Below are 19,337 nucleotides of genomic sequence, written 5' to 3'. Positions count from 1 at the left end.
TTTCGGATCGGTCACGGGGTCACGTGTAGCGTCCCTCGAACCATGCCTTGACGGCCAATGTGTGCAGCGGGAAGGCCAGTTCGGCCGGGCGGCGCAGGAGGTGCCAGCCGTCCGTCTCGCCCGTCGGGGCACTGACGGGCAGCTGTGCGACCGGGCGCTCGGGCAGCGCGCCGAACAGCAGGAGGTGGCCGTCCGGGGCGCTCAAGGCGGCCACGAGGCGCACGTCGCGGACAGCGGCGTCGATGCCTGTCTCCTCCCTGAGCTCGCGGACAACGGCCTGCCGCCAGTCCTCCCGGTCGTCGATGAATCCGCCGGGCAGGGCGGGCTCCCCGCGCGCGGGCGCGATGGTGCGAGTGATCACGACGAGAGCCGTGCCGTCCGTGTCGTACACGGGCTGCAGGGCGATCGCGACGGGCAGGGGGTTGCGGTAGGCGACGGAGTCACAGGCGGGGCAGGTACGAGGCCAGCCGTGCGTTTCGATCCCGTAGGCGGCCCCGCAGCTTGAACAGTGGGAATCCGGGACGGGGTTGACCGTGGGGTGGGTTGATGCGGACACGGCGCGGACTGTATCCGATCACCCGTGCACGGGCTTCCCCGGAGGGGTGGTCTCCTGATAGATCCAGGAGCCATGACGCGAACCGCCACCGCTCTACGCAAGCTCGCCACCATCACGGCCGCCGCGCTGCTCGGCGCCGTCGCCGCCCCTTCGACCGCTCATGCGGCGTCCGACACCAAGGCCCCCAAGGCGCCCAAGGACTTCGTCGCGCTCCATGACGTCGACCCGACGATCATTCAGGAGATGCGCTACTACACGGAGCACGACTTCGTGGGCGCGCCGGTCGACGGCTACAAGAAGCCGATGTGCATCGTCACGAGACCCACCGCGAAGGCCCTCCACAAAGCGCAGCTCACGCTTCTGAAGCGGGGCTACTCCCTGAAGGTGTACGACTGTTATCGGCCGCAGCGGGCCGTGGACCACTTCGTGCGGTGGGCCAAGGATCTCGACGACCAGAAGATGAAGGCGGAGTTCTATCCGCAGGTCGACAAGACGCGCTTGTTCGCGGACGGTTACATCGCGGAGAAGTCGGGGCACAGTCGCGGCTCCACGGTCGACCTCACCCTGGTGAAGCTGCCGGCCCTGCCGACGCGCCCCTACGTGCCCGGGGAGCGGCTCACGGCCTGTTACGGGCCCAAGAAGGACCGGTTCCCCGACAACTCCGTGGACATGGGCACCGGTTTCGACTGCTTCGATACGCTCGCGCACACCGATGATCCGCGTATCCAGGGCGCGCAGCGGACCAACCGGGATCTGCTGCGGGGCGCGCTCTCGGGGCAGGGGTTCGTCAACCTGCCCGAGGAGTGGTGGCACTTCACGTACAAGCCCGAGCTCTTCCCCGACACCTACTTCGACTTCCCGATCTCCCGGCGGTCGCTCACGGGCCGGTGACGAGGGGCACGGCCGGGGCCACCCCCGTGGGTCCCGGTCGTGCCCTCACCGATTACACGGACGCACAGGAAGCGCACACGGTTCTGCGGGACCCCTGACGTCATCGGGTTGCCCATGCCACACTTCTGACGTTCCGTCAGATCTGCTGCCGGGGAGGAACTGTGGCGCGTGCGCGTACACCTGTCGTGTCCGATTGGTTCACCGGAGAAGCCGGGGAAGTCGGGGAAGGCGACGGCTTCCGTCTGCTGGGGACACGCTGCTCGGCGTGCGCGTCGGTGTTCTTCCCGCGTGAGGACGCGTCGTGCCGCAATCCCGGCTGCGCGGGCGGTGACCTGGTCGAGGTGCCGCTGTCGCGGCGCGGACGGGTCTGGTCGTACACCGATGCCCGTTACCGGCCGCCGGAGCCGTATGTCTCGGATCGGGAACTTCCCTGGCAGCCTTACACGTTGATCGCTGTGGAGCTTGCGGCAGAGCGACTCGTGGTGCTCGGCCAGGGGGTTCCCGGGATGTCCGTGACCGACCTGGAGGTCGGCATGGAGGTGGAAGCAGTACCGGGGGTGCTGAATGAGGACGGGGACGACGAGACCGGCACGACCTGGACGACATGGCACTGGCGGCCGACAGGGGTGACGGCATGACGGGGGACGTGGCGGTGCTCGGTGCGGGCATGCACCCCTGGGGCAAGTGGGGGCGCAGCTTCGTCGAGTACGGGACGGCCGCGGCGCGGGCCGCGCTCGTCGACGCGGGCATGGACTGGCGGGACGTGGGTTCCGTGGTCGGCGCGAGCACGGTGCGCGGTGGCTATCCGGGCCATGTGGCGGGGGCGACGTTCGCGAAGGCGCTCGGCTGGCAGGGGGCCCGGGTCGCGAGCGTGTACGCGGCGTGTGCTTCGGGCGCGCAGGCGGTCAACACGGCGCGGGCCCAGATCCTTGCGGGGCTGGCCGATGTCGTGCTCGTGGTGGGGGCGGATGCCGCGCCCAAGGGCTTCTTCCGCCCCGCGGGCGGGGAGCGGCCCGACGATCCGGACTGGCTGCGCTTCCGGGTGCTGGGGGCGACGAACCCGACATATTTCGGCCTCTACGCACGCCGCCGCATGGCCCTGCACGGTGACACCTTGGAGGACTTCGCCCAGGTCAAGGTGAAGAACGCGGCATTCGGGGCGCTCAATCCGAACGCGCGGTACCGCGGGGCGGTGTCGGCCGAGGAGGTCGCGGGATCCGCCGTCGTGGCGGATCCCCTGCGCCTGCTCGACATCTGTGCGACGTCGGACGGAGGTGCGGCGCTGGTGCTGTCCAGCATGGAGTTCGCGCGCCGGCACGGGGCCTCGGAGCCGGTGCGCATCCGAGCCGTCTCCACGGTGACGCCGACCTATCCGAACACCGTGCTCGACCTTCCCGACATCGCCACGGACTCGGCCGCGGGCGTCGAGCCGGAGGGGCCGGTCTTCCGGGCCTCGATCGCCCGTGCCGCCTACGAGGAGGCCGGAATCGGGCCGGAGGACCTGTCACTCGCGGAGGTCTACGACCTGTCCACCGCTTTGGAGCTGCAGTGGTACGAGGACCTCGGTCTGTGCGGCGAGGGCGAGGGGGCCAAGCTGCTCCGGGACGGCGCGACCGGGCTCGGCGGCCGCATACCGGTGAACGCCAGCGGCGGGCTGGCCTCCTTCGGTGAGGCGGTTCCGGCGCAGGCGATCGCCCAGGTCTGCGAGCTGACATGGCAGTTGCGGGGCACAGCGGGCGCCCGGCAGGTGGCGGGGGCCCGGGTCGGGATCACCGCCAATCAGGGGCTGTTCGGGCACGGCTCGTCGGTCGTCGCCGTTCGCTGAACCAGATGGCACCGGCAGGCGCTGTACTGGTGCGTGCCGTATCGGTACGTGCCGTACCGGCCCCTCGGCGTACGGGCACGTACCGCATGCTTCGTAGTGGCGGCCCAACTCCCGTGCCAGCAGGGGCACTTAGAGGATGGCTTGCCGCCGGTTAACCGTTGCGGTCCGCGACCTTGACGCTCCAGTACGGCCGGTGAACACTTCCGGGTGTCAGTCGGCATCGCCGCATGCCGGCCCGCCGCCACCCGGGTCCGTTGTCTGCCCTGGGACGCTTCCTGCCGCGTTGTGGCAGGTCGGGTCGCTCCCCCCACGATCGGCGGCTGTGCGGGCACGCTCGTCACGGAGGCCGGGCGGGGTGCGGGACACCCCTGCCGCCGGCTGAAGTCGCCAGAACCAGCCATGGGATACGCACCCTGCACGGAGGACCGGGGCGAGGGCCCCGGGCGAGGGCCTAGGAGCCGCCATGAGCAATGGAGACATTTTCGTCGGTGAGGTCATCGGCACCGCCATTCTGATCCTTTTCGGCGCGGGCGTCTGCGCCGCCGTCACCCTCAGATACTCCAAGGCGAGGGCCTCCGGGTGGATCGTCATCGCGTTCGGCTGGGGCTTCGGAGTCCTCGCCGGGGCGTACACGGCCGCGCCGCTCTCGGGCGGCCACCTCAACCCCGCCGTCACCATCGGCATCGCCGTCGACACCGGCAAATGGGACAAGGTCTGGGTCTATCTGTGCGGCCAGATGGTCGGGGCGATGCTGGGCGCCGTCCTCGCGTACCTGGTCTACCTCGCCCAGTTCAACGCCAACGTGAGCGCGGGCGCGAAGAGCGCCGAGGGTGTGGAAGGCGCGGCGGCCGGAGCGGACGAGGACGGTCCGACACCGACGCTGGGGATCTTCTCGACGATCCCGGAGATCCGGAACCCGGTCGCGAACCTGATCACGGAGATCATCGCGACGATCGGCCTGGTCCTGCCCGTCCTCGCCTTCGGTCTGACCAAGGGCCTCGGCACGTCGGGCACGCAGGTGCTCGTCGTGGCCCTGGTCGTGGTCGGCATCGGTCTGTCGCTCGGCGGGCCCACGGGCTACGCGATCAACCCGGCCCGTGACCTGGGGCCGCGCATCGTGCACCAGTTCCTGCCGATTCCGAACAAGGGCACCTCCGACTGGGGTTACGCCCTCATTCCGGTCGTCGGACCGCTCATCGGCGGCGCGCTGGCGGGCGTCATCTACAACGCAGCGTTCTGAAGCGCCGCTTGCGAAGCGCGGCTTGTGAAGCGCGGCTTGTGAAGCGCGGCTTCCGAAGCACCATCGACAGCTCTCTTCCGAACGACCGTCTCCTCACGAAGGGGTAGCCATGCCCGACAACTCCGTGAAGTACGTCGCCGCCATCGACCAGGGCACCACCTCCAGCCGTTGCATCATCTTCAACCACGCCGGCGAGATCGTCGCCGTCGACCAGCGCGAGCATCGCCAGATCTTCCCGAAGCCGGGCTGGGTGGAGCACGACGCCTCCGAGATCTGGTCCAAGGTCCAGGCCGTGGTCGCCGGTGCGCTCGCCAAGGCAAGCCTGCATGCCGATCAACTCAGCGCGCTCGGCATCACCAACCAGCGGGAGACGACGGTCCTGTGGGACCGCGCGACCGGAAAACCGGTGCACAACGCGATCGTGTGGCAGGACACGCGGACCTCGGCGCTGTGCAAGGAGTTGGGCGGCCCGGACGGGCAGGACCGGTTCCGCGACCGGACAGGACTGCCGCTGGCCAGCTACTTCTCCGGGCCGAAGGCCGCATGGCTGCTCGACAACGTGCCGGGCCTTCGGGCGCGCGCCGAGCGGGGCGAGATCGCCTTCGGCACGATCGACTCGTGGCTGATCTGGAACCTGACCGGCGGCACCGACGGAGGCGTCCACGTCACGGACGTCACCAACGCCGGGCGCACCATGCTGATGAACCTGGAGACCCTCCAGTGGGATCCCTCGATCCTGTCGGCGATGAACGTCCCCGAGGCGGTCCTCCCGGAGATCCGTTCGTCCGCCGAGGTGTACGGCACGGCGGTGGGCCAGCTCTCCGGGGTGCCCGTCGCCTCCGCGCTGGGCGACCAGCAGGCGGCCATTTTCGGGCAGGCCTGTTACGACACGGGCACGGCGAAGAACACGTACGGGACGGGCAGCTTCCTGCTGCTCAACACCGGTGACCGGCCGGTGCCTTCGAAGAACGGGCTGCTCACCACCATGGGGTACAAGATCGGCTCCGAGGCGCCCGTGTACTGCCTCGAGGGAGCGATCGCGATCACCGGCGCCCTGGTGCAGTGGTTCCGTGATCAGCTCGGCATCATCAAGACCGCCGACGAGATCGAGACGCTGGCGGGAAGCGTCGACGACAACGGCGGGGCGTACATCGTGCCGGCGTTCTCCGGCCTGTTCGCCCCGTACTGGCGTTCCGACGCGCGCGGCGTCGTCACGGGTCTGACCCGGTACGTCACCAAGGGGCATCTGGCCCGTGCCGTCCTGGAGGCGACGAGCTGGCAGACCCGTGAGGTCGTCGACGCCATGTACCAGGACTCCGGGGTGCAGATCACGACGCTGAAGGTCGACGGCGGCATGACGAAGAACAACCTCCTGATGCAGCACCAGGCGGACGTCCTCGGGGTGCCCGTCATCCGGCCCAGGATCTCCGAGACGACGTGCCTGGGCGCCGCGTACGCCGCGGGGCTCGCGACGGGCGTATGGAACGACCTGGACGAGCTGAAGGCCCACTGGCAGCGGGACGCCGAGTGGTCGCCGTCGATGGACGCACAGGTCCGGGACCGTGAGTACCAGAACTGGCGCAAGGCGGTCGAGAAGAGCTTCGGCTGGCACCAAGAGGAAGGGGTGTAAGTCCCCCGAGCGGACCAGCACCCTCGCGCGCGTAGTGGCGTAAGGCATCTCTACGCGCGCGAGGAGGCTCTGTATGTGTTCAGGTCACCACGGGCTGCCGGCGCCGGGCTGCCGCCGCCGCGGCGTGCTCGACCACGTCGATGAGGACGTTCTTCACGGAGTCCTTCTCCCGCGCGTCGCACAGGACGACGGGGACGCCCGCGTCCAGGTCGAGCGCCTGCCGCACCGAGTCGGCGGGGTAACGGGAAGCTCCCTCGAAGCAGTTGACGCCGATCACGAACGGGATGGAGCGCCGCTCGAAGTAGTCGACGGCGGCGAAGCAGTCCTCCAGGCGGCGGGTGTCCGCGAGGACGACGGCGCCGAGGGCTCCGGTGGCGAGCTCGTCCCACAGGAACCAGAAACGGTCCTGGCCCGGGGTGCCGAACAGGTACAGGACCAGGTCCTTGCGGACCGTGATCCGGCCGAAGTCCATGGCCACCGTGGTGGTGTGCTTGCCCTCGACGCCTTGGATGTCGTCGACGGGCCGGCCCGCCTCGCTCAGTAACTCCTCCGTACGCAGGGGCCTGATCTCGCTGACCGCGCCGACCAGCGTGGTCTTGCCCACGCCGAAGCCGCCGGCCACCAGGATCTTGAGCGTGACGGGCTCGACGGGGCCCTTGCTACGCTCGGAACGCCCGAAGATCATGGGTTGTCTCTCCTGCCTCACTGATGTCGCTGGGTGCTGTGCAAGGGCCCCGTTTTTTGTGGTGCAAGGTCCTGTCAGAGGGCTCTGAGGCCGTCGATGACGTCGCGCAGAATGCTCTCGTCGGGCAGTTCCGCGGGCGGCACGGGGCGGGTCACGTGGACCAGTTCGTCGTCGACGAGATCGCCTATGAGGACGCGGACCACGCCTACGGGCAGGTCGAGTTCGGCGGCGAGTTCGGCGACCGACTGCGGGGCGTCCTGGCACAGCCCGACGATGTCGACGTGCTCCGGCGACAGGGTCTGGTCGGCCACGGGGTCGTCGTCACGGGTCTCCGCGACGACGACCGCGATCAGGTCGAGGCGGTGCTGGGCCGCACTGGTGGTACGGCCACGTGTCATCGCATACGGACGCACTACGGGTCCGGCCTCGTCGTCGAACCAGTGGTGCGTCTCCTGCGTCCCCTCACCGTCTGCGCTCATGCCGTCCCACTACCCCCCAGCAGGCTGATCCGCGCGCGGAGCCGTGCCCAGATGTGCGCCCACCCGCTTGACCAGCAGGGTCATCTCGTAGGCGACGAGGCCGACATCGGAGTCCGCGTCGGACAGGACCGCGAGACAGCTGCCGTCACCGGCCGCGGTGACGAACAGGAAGGCGTCGTCGAGTTCGACGACGGTCTGCCGGACGCTCCCCGCCTCGAAGTGCCGCCCGACGCCCTTGGCGAGGCTGTGGAAGCCGGAGGCGACGGCGGCGAGATGTTCGCTGTCCTCCCGGCTGAGGTCCTTGGAGACCCCCGTCGGCAGCCCGTCCCCGGAGAGGACGAGCGCCTTGTGGATGCTGGCGACACGTTCGACCAGGTCGTCGAGGAGCCAGTTGAGCTGCCCCGACCCACCGTTCGTGGTGTGCGCGGTGGCCTTCGGTGCGGTCATCGACCGTCCCCCTCAGAAGTCGTTCCCTGTGCTGTGCCGTCGGCGCTGTCAGCGCTCCCGGCGATCTCGGCGTTCTCCTCGCGGCCGCGCTGCCAGCCACGCTGGAGCGAGGCCATCCGGCTGCGTACCTCGTCGGCGTCCCGGTCGGCGGGCGGTTCGGAGACTGGTTCGTCGCGGGCCGTCGCGCGGTCACCGCGCAGGTCGGGCCCGTCCTTCAACTGCGGGGCCAGGTTGGCCTGTCGTACCCGTTTGGGCAGGCCCCCTGCGGTGGCGCCCGGCTGATCGGGCTCGCTCGGCGCGGCCTCGCTGGGGGCGGCCGCCCTGGCGCGCCGGCGGGGCAGGTCGGTCAGGGGCGTCAACGGGGTGTCGCGGAGCCCGTCGCCGCTGCCGCGGTCGTGCCGCTCCCCCGGTTCCCCGGCTCCGCCGCGGTCGAGCGCGGCGGGGCGGGCGATGCGCGTGACGGGTCGGCCGTGCGAGCTGACGAGTTTGGGGGCGCGGCGACGCGGCAGCGGCACGAGGCCGTCCGGCGTCCCGGCGCGCTCCCCGCCGTGGCCACTGGTGGCGGGCTCGTCGGCCTGCTGGTGCTGCTCGCCGGAGCTCCCCGCTACGGGGCGGCGGGGGCGGAACAGAGCGCCGCGTTCGCTGTCCTCGTCGCCCAGGGCGCCCGGGAAGGGGGTCATGTCGGACGTGGTCAGCGGCGCTTCCAGCTCGATCGGGCCGTCCAGCACGGAGGCGGGCAGGCCGGGCAGGCCGTCGGACGTGCCGAGCCCGGCCGGGGTCACGAGCCGTGCCGCGTCGGGCCGGTCGAGGCGGAACCCGGCGCCTTCGGTGTCGGGGGCGTCCGTGAGCAGCGCGTCCGGCATGAAGACGACCGCGGTGGTGCCGCCGTACGGGGACGGTTGCAGGGAGACGCGGACGTTCTGGCGCTGCGCGAGGCGGCTGACGACGAAGAGGCCGAGCCGGTCGGTGTCGGACAGCTCGAACTCGGAGGTCTCGGCGAGCCGCAGGTTGGCGTCGAGGAGTCCGTCGGCGGACATGCCGAGGCCGCGGTCGTGGATCTCCAGCGTGAAGCCGTTGGCGACGCGCTCGCCGAGGACCTGGACGGCGGTGTGCGGCGGCGAGAACACCGTGGCGTTCTCCAGGAGTTCGGCCACGAGGTGGGTGAGGTCCGCGACGGCGGGCCCTGTCACCGCGATCCGCGGGAGGCGGCGCACCTCGATGCGCTCGTAGTCCTCGACCTCGGCGACGGAGGCCCGCACGATGTCCATGAGCTGTACGGGCTTGCGCCACTGCCGGGACGGGGCGGACCCGGAGAGGATCACCAGGCCCTCCGCGTGGCGGCGCATACGGGTCGTCAGGTGGTCCAGGCGGAACAGGTCGGCGAGTTCGTCGGTGTCGTCCGTCCTGCGTTCCATCGCGTCGAGCAGGGTCAGCTGCTTGTGGAGGAGTACCTGGCTGCGGCGGGCGAGGTTGACGAACACCTCGGAGACACCGCGGCGCAACTCGGACTGTTTCACGGCTGCTTCGACGGCGGAGCGCTGCAGCGTGTTGAGGGCCTGGCCGACCTGCCCGATCTCGTTCTTGTCGTATTCGAGGCGCGGGGCCTCGGTCTCCACGTCGACCTCTTCGCCCGCGGCGAGGCGGCGCATGACGCCGGGCAGCCGGACGCCCGAGGCCTCGTGTGCCTCCAGGCGCAGCCGGCGCAGGTCGCGGACGAGGCCGCGTCCGATGCGGACCGACATGAACAGGGAGACGAGCAGGGCGAGCAGGCCGAGTACGCCGGCGACCCCGGCCCGGAGGAACACCTGGACGGCGACCGGACGGGCCCGGTCCTGGTAGCGCTCGGCGGCCGCGGTGTCGCGGTCGGCGAGTTCGACGAGGACCTGCCCGGCGGCCTTGTCCCAGCTGTCGGCGGTGACGCCCTTCGGCGTGCCGGGCGCCCCGTTCACGACGGCGTTCTCGGCGGTGCGCAGCGGATTGGTGTCGGGGCTGCGCAAGTAGCGCTGGAAGCGGGCACGTTCGTCGGCGGGCAGCAGCGCGAGGTTCGAGTCGTACAGGAGGGTGCGCTGGGCCACGAGGTCGGAGATCTGCCGCAGCTCTTCCTTGTCGAGGCGGCCGGCGACGAGGCCGGAGCCGAGCAACGCGTCTTCTCTGGAGAGCAGTTCGCGGGCCTCGATGATGCCGGCGACGGCGCGGCCCTGGCGTTCCACCGTGGAGTCGTCGAGAGCCGTGAGGTCGAGGAGGAAGTCGTACGTCGGCTCGATCAGGCGGGTGTAGAAGGTCAGGGCCTGGGCTCGGGTGACGGTTCCTTCGTCGACGTTCCTGCGCAGTGACTCGATGCCTTCGAAGCCCTCGACGGCGGCGTCCAGTACGCCGCGCGCGTCACCGTTCAGGTCGTCGCGCAGGCCTGCGTCTGCGGCCTTCTCCCTGATCCGGGACATCTGCTCGTCGGAGGCGGAGCGTCGGGTCCGCAGGGCGGACTGGGCGTCCGAGGCACGGGGGTCGGCGAGATAGACGAGGGTCTGCCGGCGTTCCTCCTGCAGGGCGCGGCCGATGTCGACGAGCGGATAGCCGATCGCGTCGGCGCTTCTGCCCGCAGAGAACAGCTGCATGGCGGCGCGCCCCGTGATCACCGAGGCGAACGCCCAGATCGCTGTCAGCGACAGGAGCGGCACCAGCAGCAACGCCACGATCTTCCGGCGGATGGACTTCCCGCGAAAGCGCATGGCCTCCCCCAGATCGGCCCCGTGTGGTCAGGGGCACACATGTGCATCAACAAACGGCGCGAGCCTACTACTGACACAGGAGTAACTCGAAGGCCTGTCCGGATGCTGTTCGGTCCACCGTCCGCGCGGTCGTCCTGAGTTGTCCGGGCATTACGGGAGATTGCATCCCGGGAATCCGGCCCGAACCGGCGATCAAAATGGGACGACGTGGGGCGGCAGTTGGCTTGAAATCTTCGTTCTGGGGCTGTCGATCAAGGCAGTTGCCCGAATTCGGGAATCTTCCCGGGCTCTTGTTCGTCTTCTTCATCGAACGCTTCGCATGCACAGATTGCTTCGCAAGATGTGGATGGGGTACGGGGAGGACACCGTCAGGTGGCCTGAAGCAGAGCAAACCGGGCAGTAACTGTGCAGGCCGGTGTGGGGCATCGGGCCCGGAGCGGCGGGGAGTGGTGTGGTGACAGTTGTGGCGGAGCAGCGGGAGTTGTGGGTCGAGGAGCCGGCGAAGCGGCGGCGAATGCCCGATCCGGTTCGGACAGCGGCGGTGCGGGCCGTCCTGATCAGCGCGCTCACGTTGATCCAGGCGATGATCGCTTTCTTGTGCACGCTCGCCGATTCGTGGCTGGCGTTCCCCATGGTGCTCAGCAGTGTGGCCAGCACGGTGGTGGCGACATGGGGCGTGCTCGACGTCTGGGTGACGCGCCAGGTGTGGAACCAGCGGCACGGCGTCGTCTCGGTGCCCTCCAGCACGGCTCGCCGACTGCGCAAGGAACGGCGCAGGGCCCGCCGGGCGGCGCGGCGGGCGCCGGAGAACATACGGAGGCGCGGCGGGGCGGGGCAGTTGACGCATACGTGAGGTGCGGAGTTGAGCCACCTACGCGGGACGCAGAGCCGAGCCTCGTACGGCGGATCGGAGCGGATCGGAGTTGAGGCGCTTGCCTGACCCCGCGTTCAGCTCCCGCCCACCGCTCCCAGGGCGGGAAGCGGGGAGAGGGCCGGAACCGGTGCCTCGGCGCGAGCCAGTTCGCGGCGGATCTTGGTGAAGGGGCGGGGCATGTCGAGGGCGAGGACGGCCGTGGTGGCCCCGTCGCGTTCGTAGCATGCGAGAAAGCGGCCGTCCTGGGGCAAGCCCTCCACGATGCGCACGCGGTCACCCTCGCGGCGTCGGCCGGCGAACTGGATGCGGGAGCCGTACTGGTCCGACCAGAAGTAGGGCAGCGGGTCGGCACGTTCCACAGTGCGGCCCGCCAGCAAGTTGCGTACTGCCACCCGGGGTTGGGCCGTGGCGCTGGTCCAGTGCTCGGCGCGGGAGCCGCCGACGCGGGCCACGTCCCCGACGGCCACGATCTGGGGCAGCGCGGTGACGCAGCCGTCGTCGCAGAGCACTCCGTCGCGCACGGCTGTCGCCGAGCCGGACAGCCAGCCCGTGTTCGGTACGGCGCCGATGCCGACGACCACAATGTCGGCGGGGAGCGTCCGGCCGTCGGCGAGGGCCACGCCCGTCACGCGGGGATGACCCGAGCCGGGCGCGTCGCTGTCGGTGCGCGGTGTGCCGAGCAGATTCGCCACGCCCACCCCGGTGAGCAGCCGCGCTCCACCTCGGCGCTGCAACTCCGCGCATACGGCCGCCAGTTCGTGGCCGAGCTGGGGCAGCAGGGGCAAGGGCGCGGCCTCGACGACGGTGACATCGTGGCCGAGCGCGACGCAGGACGAGGCGGTCTCGGCGCCGATGAATCCGCCTCCGATGACGACGACCCGCTGAGGGCCGCGCAGCAAGTCGGCGCGTAGGTCACGGGCGTCGTCGAGGGTGCGCAGGGTGTGCACGCCCATGAGGTGCGGGCCCGGCAGTCGGCGGGCGCGTGCGCCGGTGGCGATGACGACGCCGTCGCCACGCACGGCCCGGCCGTCCTCCAGGAGCACGGTGCGGTTCCGGGTGTCGAGCCCGCGCGCACGAACACCGAGCAGCCACTCGGCGTCAAGTTCTCGGGTCTCCTCGACGTCGTACAGGGCGGGGCTCTCCTCGCCGACCCGGCCGGTGAGGAAGTCCTTGGACAGCGGGGGCCGGTCGTAGGGCGGGTGCGGTTCCTCTCCCACGATCACCAGATGTCCGTCGAAGCCCTGGGCGCGCAGTTCGCGCGCCGCGTACAGCCCGGCGAGGGAGGCGCCGACCACGGTCACGGTCCTCATGAGGCAGTGCCCTTCTCTGAGCTGACGGGGGCTACGCCGCACTGTCCGCCGAGGTCGCGGAGGCGGGGTGGACGTGGATCACACCGCCGTCGACAGTCACCCGGTGGGTGCGTACGGGGCGGCGGGCCGGCAGACAGGTCGGCTGCCCGGTGCGGAGATCGAATGAAGCCTCGTGGAGCGGGCATTCAACCTGACAGCCCTCCAGCCAGCCTTCGGACAGCGAGGCCTCCTGGTGGGTACAGGTGTCGTCGACGGCGAACAGCTCCCCTTCCGCATGGAACACCGCGATGGGTGGGACGGTGTCGATGCGGACGGACTCGCCCATGGGGAGGTCTTCAAGGCGGCAGACGGGTATCACGGGCCCCCCTCTTGATCCAGGACTCTTCGGTAACATGCTGTTTCACATCGCGCACGAGGAAGCGCACTGCGCAACAGAATCCGAGTCGGGTGCCCACCGCGTCAAGGGCTTCTCGAAGATGCGTCCCGGCAACGGGGCGCCACGTCACGAGAGTTGAGCTATGCCACGCAAGCAACCGCAGGTCGAGCCGGGTACACCCGATCCGTCGAACGCGTCGGGCGCGACGGACACGTCGGGCGCGTCAGGCGCGTCAGGCGCGTCAGGCGCGTCAGGCGCGTCAGGCGCGTCAGGCGCGTCAGGCGCGTCAGGCGCGTCAGGCGCGTCAGGCGCGGAAAAGCCGCCCAGGGGCGCGGCCGGCGCCGTCCAGTCCGTGGATCGCGCCGTGAGCGTCCTGGAGAGCCTCGCCCGGCACGGCGAGGCCGGAGTCACCGAGATCGCCGACGAGTTGGGCGTGCACAAGTCCACCGCGTTCCGGCTGCTCGGCGTGTTGGAGAACCGGGGCCTGGTCGGGCAGGCCAAGGAGCGTGGCAAGTACTACCTGGCGGCGGGGATGCTGCGGCTCGCGGGGGCGGCGGCGGTGCGCCTGGACATCTCGCAGGAGGGCGGGCCCGTCTGCCGTGAACTCGCGGACGAGCTGGGCGAGACGGTGAACATCGCGGTGCTCGACGAGGACATGGCGGTCAACATCATGCAGGCGCGCGGCGCCGCCTCCGTGACCGCGCAGAACTGGCTCGGCCGGCGCACGCCGCTGCACGCCACGTCCAGCGGCAAGGTGCTGTTCGCGTACCAGTCGCAGGTGATGCGCGAGGGGCTACTGGCGCGCACGCTGCCGCGTTTCACGGAGCACACGATCACTGGTACGAGCGCGCTGCGGGCCGAGCTGGAGTCGGTGGAGGAGCAGGGATTCGCCGTCGCCGTCGAGGAGTTGGAGCTAGGGCTCGCCGCGGTGGCCGCGCCCGCCCGGTCCCACGACGGCAAGGTCATCGGGGCGATCAGCGTGTCCGGACCGGTCTACCGGCTGACCGAGGAGAGCCTTCCGGCGCTCGCCAAGCGCACGGTCGCGGCGGCCGCCGAACTCTCACGCCGGATGGGTCACGGTCTCTGAGGGCGCCCACGGCGAAGGGCGACACCCTGCCGGACGGCGACTGCCTCTTGACGACGCCTCGGTGACATTCCCACTATGGCTCCCATCGTCTCTCATCGCGCAACGGATCCTGCGATACGCAACAGGGGAGGATGCGATCAGCGGCTGCTTCCGCGCCTGTTCGGGCGCGCGGAGACCGGCCGCGCCGAAACCATCCGCGTCGAACCCAGCCGCGTACGTCCCGAGTAGCAGTACGTCCTGCTCAGTACATCCCGAGCAGTCGTCCTGAGCAGTACGTCCTGAACAGGTCACTTCTTTAGGAGGGACATGTCCAGCGCACCCGAAACCACCGCCTCCCCGAAGGTCGTCGTCATCGGCGCCGGTATCGTCGGCTGCTCGCTCGCCGAGGAGCTCACCGCCCGCGGCCTGCACGACGTGACCGTCCTCGATCAGGGTCCGCTTCCCGCGCCCGGCGGCTCGACCTCGCACGCGCCCGGGCTCGTCTTCCAGACCGGCCCGTCCAAGACCATGACCGCCTTTGCCCGCTACACGGTCGAGAAGTTCTCCGCCCTCGAAGTGGATGGCTCGCCCTGCTTCGAGCCGGTCGGCGGCCTGGAACTGGCGGCCACCCCCGAGCGCTGGGCCGACCTGCACCGCAAGGCGGGCTGGGCCGCCTCCTGGGGCGTGCGTGGCGAGCTGGTCTCCCCCGCACGCTGCAAGGAACTCTGGCCTCTTGTCGACGAATCGATGCTTCTCGGCGGCTTCCACACGCCCGACGACGGACTGGCCCGAGCCCTGCCCGCCGCCCGCGCCCAGATGCGGCGCGCACAGGAACGCGGCGCCCGTTTCCTCGACCGCCACACCGTCACCGGCATCGAGCAGGCGGACGGCCGCGTCACCGGTGTCGTCACCGACCGCGCCACGTTCGCCGCGACCCATGTCGTGTCCGCGGCCGGTTTCTGGGGCCCGGTGATCGGCCGGATGGCGGGCGTCGACGTCCCGCTGCTGCCGCTCGCCCACCAGTACGCGCGGACGAAGCCGCTGCCGGAGCTCGCCGGGGCGAACGATCCGCGTACCGGGGCCTCGAAGCCGATCCTCCGCTTCCAGGACCGCGACCTGTACTTCCGTGAGCACACCGACCGCATCGGCATCGGCAGCTACGCCCACCGGCCGCTGCCCGTCGACCCGTTCGCGGTACTTCCCTACGACGAGGCGCGCGCCCGAGCCCTGGACATGCCGTCGTCGCTCCCCTTCACCGAGGAGGACTGGGCGCCCAGTTGGGAGGCGTGTCGGACGCTGCTGCCCGCCCTGCGGAACACGGACATCGAGGAGGGCTTCAACGGCGTCTTCTCCTTCACCCCCGACGGCATGCCGGTGCTGGGCGAGTCCCGGGCGCTGCGCGGCTTCTGGCTCGCGGAGGCGGTGTGGGTGACGCATTCGGCGGGGGTCGCGAGGGCGGTCGCGGAGTGGATGGTCGACGGGTACGCCTCGACCGACCTGCACGAATGCGATCTGCACCGGTTCGAGGACGTACAGCGTTCGCCCGCGTACGTGCGCGAGCGCGGAGCGCAGCAGTTCGTCGAGGTGTACGACGTCATCCACCCGCTGCAGCCGATGGACCGGCCGCGCCCACTGCGCGTCAGCCCGTTCCACGCCCGTCAGCAGGAGCTCGGCGCGTATTTCCTGGAGGGTGGTGGCTGGGAACGTCCGCACTGGTACGAGGCCAATGCCCCGCTCGTCCAAGAGTCCGGCGAGGCCGAGAAGACGAAGGAGCGCGATCCTTGGTCGGCCCGTCATTGGTCGCCCGTCGTCGCCGCCGAGGCGCGGGTCACCCGCGAGCGGGTCGCCCTGTACGACATGACCCCGTTGCGCCGCCTGGAGGTCACCGGCCCCGGGGCTCTCGCGTTTTTGCAGCGCATGACGACCAACAATGTGGCGAAGAAGCCGGGCGCGGTGACGTACACCCTGCTTCTCGACGAGAAGGGCGGCGTCCGCTCGGACCTGACCGTGGCCCGGCTCGCCGCCGAACGCTTCCAGGTAGGCGCTAACTCTCCCGCCGATCAAGTGTGGTTGGAGCGGCACGCCCCCGGTGATGTGCAGATCCGCGACATCACCTCCGGCACCTGCTGCATCGGCGTGTGGGGCCCGCTCGTGCGCGCCCTCGTCCAGCCCCTGACCCGCGACGACTTCTCGCACGAGGGCTTCGGCTACTTCCGCGCCAAGGAGACGTACATCGGCCACGTCCCGGTCACGGCGCTGCGCCTGAGCTACGTGGGTGAGCTCGGCTGGGAGCTGTACACGACGGCCGACCTGGGCCTGCGCCTGTGGGACACGTTGTGGGAGGCGGGACAGGAGCACGGCGTCGTCGCGGCCGGACGGTCGGCGTTCAACAGTCTGCGCCTGGAGAAGGGGTACCGCGCCTGGGGCGTCGACATGACGGAGGAGCACACCCCGTACGAGGCGGGGCTGGACTTCGCCGTGCGGATGGACCGCGGCGACTTCCTCGGTCGCGCCGCGCTCGAACAACTCCCGCCCGTTGAACGGCGGTTGACGGCTCTGCTGCTCGACGACCCGTCCGCCGTGGTCCTCGGAAAGGAGCCCGTTCACCTGGACGGGGCCCCGCGCGGCTACATCACCAGCGCGGCGTACGGCTACACGCTCGGCCGCTGCGTCGCGTACGCCTGGCTGCCGCCGCTGCCGGCCGGATCCGCCGTGCACATCGAGTACTTCGGCGAGAAGGTCCCGGCGACGGTCGCCGACGAGCCGCTGTTCGATCCGAAGATGACCCGCATCCGCCGGTGAACGTCTTGACGACCGCAACGCCCCTGGGAGGCCCGGGACATGTCCCCCACCTACGACGTGATCGTGATCGGCCTCGGCGGCATGGGCAGCGCCGCCGCGCACCATCTGTCCGCGCGCGGCGCCCGCGTGCTCGGCCTGGAGAAGTTCGGCCCGGTGCACAACCGCGGCTCCAGCCACGGTGGTTCACGGATCACCCGCCAGTCGTACTTCGAGGACCCGGCGTACGTTCCGCTGCTGCTGCGCTCCTACGAGCTGTACGAGGACCTGGAACGGGCCACCGGCCGCTCCATCGCCACGCTGTGCGGAGGCGTCATGGTCGGCCGCCCGGATTCCCGTACGGTCGAGGGCTCGTTGCGCTCGGCCCTGCAGTGGGACCTGCCGCACGAGATGCTCGACGCGCGGGAGATCCGGCGCCGCTTCCCGACCCTGACGCCGCGCGCCGACGAGGTCGCCCTGTTCGAGGAGAAGGCCGGGTTCCTGCGCCCGGAGAACACGGTCGCCGCGCATCTCCAGCTCGCCACGCGGGCCGGCGCCGACCTGCATTTCGAGGAACCGATGACGCGCTGGGAGCCGTACGCGGACGGCGTGCGGGTGCACACGGCCGAAAACACGTACACAGCAGGTCAGTTGGTGATCTGTCCGGGAGCCTGGGCACCGCGGCTGCTCACCGATCTCGGCGTGCCGTTCACCATCGAGCGGCAGGTCATGTACTGGTTCCAGCCCAGCACGGGGGTGGCGCCCTTCCTTCCCGAGAACCATCCGATCTACGTCTGGGAGGACGCGGCCGGCGTGCAGGTCTACGGCTTTCCCGCCATCGACGGCCCCGCCCTGGGTGCCAAGGTCGCCTTCTTCCGCAAGGGCGTCGTGTGCACTCCGGAGACCATCGACCGCACCGTCCACGACGACGAGGTCCGCGCCATGGCCGATCACATCTCCCGCTCCGTACCGGCGCTGCCCGGCACCTTCCTCAAAGCCGCGACCTGCATGTACTCCACCACGCCCGATGAACACTTCGTCATCGCCCGGCATCCCGCGCACCCCGGGTCGGTGACCGTGGCCTGCGGCTTCTCCGGGCACGGCTTCAAGTTCGTGCCGGTCGTCGGGGAGATCCTCGCCGATCTGGCGCTGACCGGCGCCACCGGGCACCCCATCGAGCTGTTCGACCCGAGCCGGCTCCACCCCGAGCCCGCTGTCTGAGGAGTCCGCCATGACGACGCTCCCCCTGCCGCCGAGCCTGGCGGCCACGCTGCCGGGCCGCTACTACACCGACCCGGATCTCTTCCGCACCGAGCAGGAGCGGGTTTTCGAGCGCATGTGGTTCTGCGCCGTCCGCTGCGCCGACCTCGACAAACCGGGCGCGTTCCGCACGGTCCAGGTGGGCCGCGAGAGCGTCCTGGTCGTCCGCTCCCGCACGGGCGCCCTGAACGCCTTCCTCAATGTCTGCCGACACCGCGGCGCCCGTCTGTGCACCGACGAGCAGGGCGAGGTCCGGCGCGCCCTCCAATGCCCGTACCACGCCTGGACGTACGGCCTCGACGGGAAGCTGATCGCGGCGCCCGACCTGACGCGGATGCCGGACGTCGACCGCTCCGCGTACAGCCTGGTCGGGGTCGCGCTGCGGGAGTGGCTCGGGTACGCGTGGGTGTGTCTGGCGGACGAGCCGCCGTCGTTCGAGGACACGGTGGTGGGCGCTGCCGTCGAGCGGCTCGGCGACAAGGCCGCGATCGACCACTACGGCACCGAAGAACTCGCTCTCGGCAAGCGGGTCACCTACGACGTCCGGGCCAACTGGAAGCTGATCGTCGAGAACTTCATGGAGTGCTACCACTGCGCCACCATCCACCCCGAACTCACCGATGTCCTCCCGGAGTTCGCGGGCGGCTACGCGGCGCAGTACTACGTGGGGCACGGCGCCGAGTTCGGCGACGGCGTGCGGGGGTTCACCGTCGACGGCGGCGAGGGCTTCGGCACGCTTCCCGACGTCCCGCTCGAACAGGACCGCCGCTATTACGCCATCACCGTCAAGCCGACGGTCTTCGTGAACCTGGTCCCCGACCATGTGATCCTGCACCGCATGTTCCCGCTGGCCGAGGACCGCACGGTCGTCGAGTGCGACTGGCTCTACGCGCCCGAGGTCGTGGCGTCCGGGGCCGACCTGTCGCGGTCGGTCCAGCTGTTCCACCGGGTCAACGTCCAGGACTTCGCGGCGTGCGAACGCACCCAGCCCGCCATGGCGTCACGCGCGTACCGCGACGGCGGCGTCCTCGTCCCCACCGAGCACCACATCGGGATCTTCCACGCGTGGCTCAGGGGACGACTGGACGCCGCCTAGATCCAATGCCGTTGTCTTAGCTGCTCGGCGTAGGCTTCTGCGTACTGCTCCCGGGGGTGGTGCCGGTGTCTGCGAGCGTTTCTGAATTATCGGGTCTC

17 protein-coding genes are annotated in these 19,337 nt (G+C 70.3%); 10 read left to right on the top strand and 7 right to left on the bottom strand.

Translation table 11 applies throughout. The annotated features are described in order from the left end of the window. Positions 1 to 19: 19 nt before the first annotated feature. Positions 20 to 556 carry an NUDIX domain-containing protein gene (locus tag ACIREE_RS41010; protein ID WP_404164458.1) on the bottom strand — a complete coding sequence of 179 codons (537 nt, stop codon included), beginning with the start codon at positions 554 to 556 and terminating at the stop codon, positions 20 to 22. A gap of 72 nt (positions 557 to 628) precedes the next feature. On the opposite strand from ACIREE_RS41010, the gene ACIREE_RS41005 reads away from it, so the two are divergent. The 5 genes from ACIREE_RS41005 (at position 629) to glpK (ending at position 6,142) form a co-directional block, all read left to right on the top strand. Continuing rightward, positions 629 to 1,447, top strand: a complete 819-nt coding sequence (locus ACIREE_RS41005; protein WP_404164456.1) for a M15 family metallopeptidase — start codon at positions 629 to 631, stop codon at positions 1,445 to 1,447. Positions 1,448 to 1,608: 161 nt separating this feature from the next. Then, positions 1,609 to 2,085 (top strand): Zn-ribbon domain-containing OB-fold protein, encoded by a 477-nt coding sequence (locus ACIREE_RS41000; RefSeq protein WP_404164454.1) that lies wholly within the window; start codon positions 1,609 to 1,611, stop codon positions 2,083 to 2,085. Further along, complete coding sequence (locus ACIREE_RS40995; RefSeq protein ID WP_404164452.1) at positions 2,082 to 3,272, top strand: lipid-transfer protein; 1,191 nt, start codon at positions 2,082 to 2,084, stop codon at positions 3,270 to 3,272. The genes ACIREE_RS41000 and ACIREE_RS40995 overlap by 4 nt, the downstream gene beginning before the upstream one ends. Before the next feature lie 463 nt (positions 3,273 to 3,735). Further along, the gene (locus tag ACIREE_RS40990; RefSeq protein WP_404164450.1) at positions 3,736 to 4,512 is read left to right on the top strand and encodes an MIP/aquaporin family protein; all 777 of its coding nucleotides are present in this window, start codon (positions 3,736 to 3,738) and stop codon (positions 4,510 to 4,512) included. A 109-nt stretch (positions 4,513 to 4,621) separates the two neighbouring features. Next, a complete protein-coding gene (gene glpK, locus ACIREE_RS40985) occupies positions 4,622 to 6,142 on the top strand; it encodes a glycerol kinase GlpK (protein ID WP_404164448.1) in 1,521 nt (506 codons plus the stop codon). Positions 6,143 to 6,221: 79 nt separating this feature from the next. Here the strand turns inward: glpK and ACIREE_RS40980 are convergent, their stop codons facing one another. The 4 genes from ACIREE_RS40980 to ACIREE_RS40965 form a co-directional block, all read right to left on the bottom strand. Next, positions 6,222 to 6,827, bottom strand: a complete 606-nt coding sequence (locus ACIREE_RS40980) for a GTP-binding protein (RefSeq protein ID WP_404164446.1) — start codon at positions 6,825 to 6,827, stop codon at positions 6,222 to 6,224. Between the two features lie 74 nt (positions 6,828 to 6,901). Then, the gene (locus ACIREE_RS40975; protein WP_404164444.1) at positions 6,902 to 7,306 is read right to left on the bottom strand and encodes a DUF742 domain-containing protein; all 405 of its coding nucleotides are present in this window, start codon (positions 7,304 to 7,306) and stop codon (positions 6,902 to 6,904) included. Positions 7,307 to 7,315: 9 nt separating this feature from the next. Further along, complete coding sequence (locus ACIREE_RS40970) at positions 7,316 to 7,753, bottom strand: roadblock/LC7 domain-containing protein (RefSeq protein WP_404164443.1); 438 nt, start codon at positions 7,751 to 7,753, stop codon at positions 7,316 to 7,318. Continuing rightward, a complete protein-coding gene (locus ACIREE_RS40965) occupies positions 7,750 to 10,479 on the bottom strand; it encodes a nitrate- and nitrite sensing domain-containing protein (protein WP_404164441.1) in 2,730 nt (909 codons plus the stop codon). The genes ACIREE_RS40970 and ACIREE_RS40965 overlap by 4 nt, the downstream gene beginning before the upstream one ends. A gap of 415 nt (positions 10,480 to 10,894) precedes the next feature. Here ACIREE_RS40965 and ACIREE_RS40960 point away from each other — a divergent pair, with 415 nt between their 5' ends. Continuing rightward, positions 10,895 to 11,332 carry a hypothetical protein gene (locus tag ACIREE_RS40960; protein ID WP_404164439.1) on the top strand — a complete coding sequence of 146 codons (438 nt, stop codon included), beginning with the start codon at positions 10,895 to 10,897 and terminating at the stop codon, positions 11,330 to 11,332. Positions 11,333 to 11,427: 95 nt separating this feature from the next. Here ACIREE_RS40960 and ACIREE_RS40955 read toward each other — a convergent pair whose 3' ends face one another. Together ACIREE_RS40955 and ACIREE_RS40950 are read right to left on the bottom strand one after the other, a co-directional pair. Then, on the bottom strand, positions 11,428 to 12,663 hold the full coding sequence (locus ACIREE_RS40955) for an NAD(P)/FAD-dependent oxidoreductase (RefSeq protein ID WP_404164438.1): 1,236 nt from the start codon (positions 12,661 to 12,663) through the stop codon (positions 11,428 to 11,430). Positions 12,664 to 12,694: 31 nt separating this feature from the next. After that, the gene (locus tag ACIREE_RS40950; protein ID WP_404164436.1) at positions 12,695 to 13,021 is read right to left on the bottom strand and encodes a bifunctional 3-phenylpropionate/cinnamic acid dioxygenase ferredoxin subunit; all 327 of its coding nucleotides are present in this window, start codon (positions 13,019 to 13,021) and stop codon (positions 12,695 to 12,697) included. A gap of 370 nt (positions 13,022 to 13,391) precedes the next feature. Here ACIREE_RS40950 and ACIREE_RS40945 point away from each other — a divergent pair, with 370 nt between their 5' ends. The 4 genes from ACIREE_RS40945 to ACIREE_RS40930 all read left to right on the top strand — a co-directional run bounded on the left by ACIREE_RS40945 (position 13,392) and on the right by ACIREE_RS40930 (position 19,239). Further along, on the top strand, positions 13,392 to 14,126 hold the full coding sequence (locus tag ACIREE_RS40945; protein ID WP_404164434.1) for an IclR family transcriptional regulator: 735 nt from the start codon (positions 13,392 to 13,394) through the stop codon (positions 14,124 to 14,126). A gap of 306 nt (positions 14,127 to 14,432) precedes the next feature. Continuing rightward, positions 14,433 to 16,907, top strand: a complete 2,475-nt coding sequence (locus ACIREE_RS40940; protein ID WP_404164432.1) for an FAD-dependent oxidoreductase — start codon at positions 14,433 to 14,435, stop codon at positions 16,905 to 16,907. Between the two features lie 39 nt (positions 16,908 to 16,946). After that, positions 16,947 to 18,104, top strand: coding sequence for an N-methyl-L-tryptophan oxidase (solA, locus tag ACIREE_RS40935; protein WP_404164430.1), 1,158 nt, complete (start codon positions 16,947 to 16,949; stop codon positions 18,102 to 18,104). A 10-nt stretch (positions 18,105 to 18,114) separates the two neighbouring features. Next, entirely contained in the window at positions 18,115 to 19,239 is a 1,125-nt protein-coding gene (locus ACIREE_RS40930; protein ID WP_404164428.1) for an aromatic ring-hydroxylating dioxygenase subunit alpha, read from the top strand. Positions 19,240 to 19,337: the final 98 nt, after the last annotated feature.

It is taken from the genome of Streptomyces sp. NPDC102467 (genome assembly GCF_044765445.1).
In the GTDB taxonomy this organism is placed as follows: domain Bacteria; phylum Actinomycetota; class Actinomycetes; order Streptomycetales; family Streptomycetaceae; genus Streptomyces.
Note: the sequence above shows the minus strand (reverse complement) of the source record. Positions and strands in the feature narration are given on the sequence as shown.